Source organism: Flavobacterium bomense, assembly GCF_003970355.1.
In genome coordinates this window covers 1-1,573 of the sequence record NZ_RYDJ01000080.1, presented here as the reverse complement: position 1 = coordinate 1,573, position 1,573 = coordinate 1, and the positions used below count along the sequence as shown (strand labels likewise).

The window sequence follows — 1,573 nt, the reverse complement described above, 5'->3', positions numbered from 1 at the left end:
TCAGATTACAATAATGTCAATGAACATATTACTAACCAGCTGGTTTTCAACTTATTTTAAGTGGACACTAGTGAAATAATATAAAAAACAGATTACTCTAAAAATAAAAACGAAGTATTAAGCTCTGGTTTCAATATAATTGCCAAATAAGGGTTTTCAAAAACAACAACAAATTATAAATAATTATTTAAACTAAATTCCATTTTATGAAAAAATATTTTTCACTCTTTTTTCTTTGCTCTTTTGTATATTCTCAGGAATTTCCAAAATTTACTCCACCCTCACCAACAGCATATGAATTAGGTAAATATGGAGAAGTGCCAATTGGTCTATTTACTGGATCTCCAAATGTGTCAGTCCCTTTACTGGAATATAAAACCAAAGATTTAACAATTCCAATTACTTTAGGCTATAGTTCAAACGGCATCGGTGTTGATGACTTGGGAACTAAAGTAGGATTAGGATGGGTTATTAATACTGGTGGTATTATAAGCAGGACTACTAGAAATGGTCCTGATGAATTAAGAGGTTATGCACATCCTGCGGTAATAAATGAGGATTATAAATCAACCGAATTTATCAATTATTATTATACAATATTCTATGGATCTCAATTAACTGACACTTCAGCTTCTTTAGTTTTTGACAGTGAACCAGATATATTTAACTTTAATTTTTTAGGCAGATCGGGAAGATTTACTTTTAACAATAACGGAAAAATTGTTGTTTTAAGTGATTTTTCTCTAAAAGTAACGTTCAATCCCGAGGGATTAGGTGGATTTTTAATAAATGATGAGCAAGGTGTAAAATATTATTTTAATGCAATTGAAGAATCTAGACTAGATACTACCGGTGATAATGGCTCAAGCCACACGGGGACTTTTTCAACTACGTCATGGAGTATCACTAAAATTATAATGCCAAATAATGATATTGTTAATTTTAATTACGCCGATGAGGTCTATAATTATATAACGACTCTAGAGCAATCAATAAATTGTTGGTATGAAGAATATCCTGTAGACAATCTGTCTAATGATTATTGCCACCAAACAGCAAACCCGCCTTATGAAGGCCCTATACTGAGTCATAGACTGAATATAAAAGGAAAAAAAATCACCAGTATTTCAAGTACTAATTCACTGTATGGAACCATCAATTTTGAATACAATATTGCCCATCCTGACGTAGCAAACTACAGCTTACTCTCAACTGTAACCCTAAAGAACAATTTAAATAGTGTTATTGAAAAAGCAGATTTAGCATATACCACCGCAAATCAAAGGATGTTTCTTAATGAGGTTAAATTTTTAGACACAACCAAAAAGTATAATTTTGATTATGGAGATCTTTCAGGTTTACCTAATCGATTGAGTTTTGCAAAAGACTATTGGGGGTATTATAATGGTAAAGTTACAAACATAAAATTATATCCTAATTTATCTGGAGTTGGAAAAACTTTTGAAAATAATTTTAATGCCATTTTCCCGAATGGTGCCAACCGAAATTTAGATGAAACAAAGGCTAAAATAGGATTACTAAAAAAAATGACTTATCCAACAAAAGGATATAG

At 30.9% G+C, this 1,573-nt stretch carries 1 pseudogene; it reads left to right on the top strand.

The window, feature by feature from the left end:
- Positions 1-206: 206 nt before the first annotated feature.
- Positions 207-1,573: pseudogene (locus tag EKL98_RS15670) on the top strand (hypothetical protein); the annotation flags it as partial.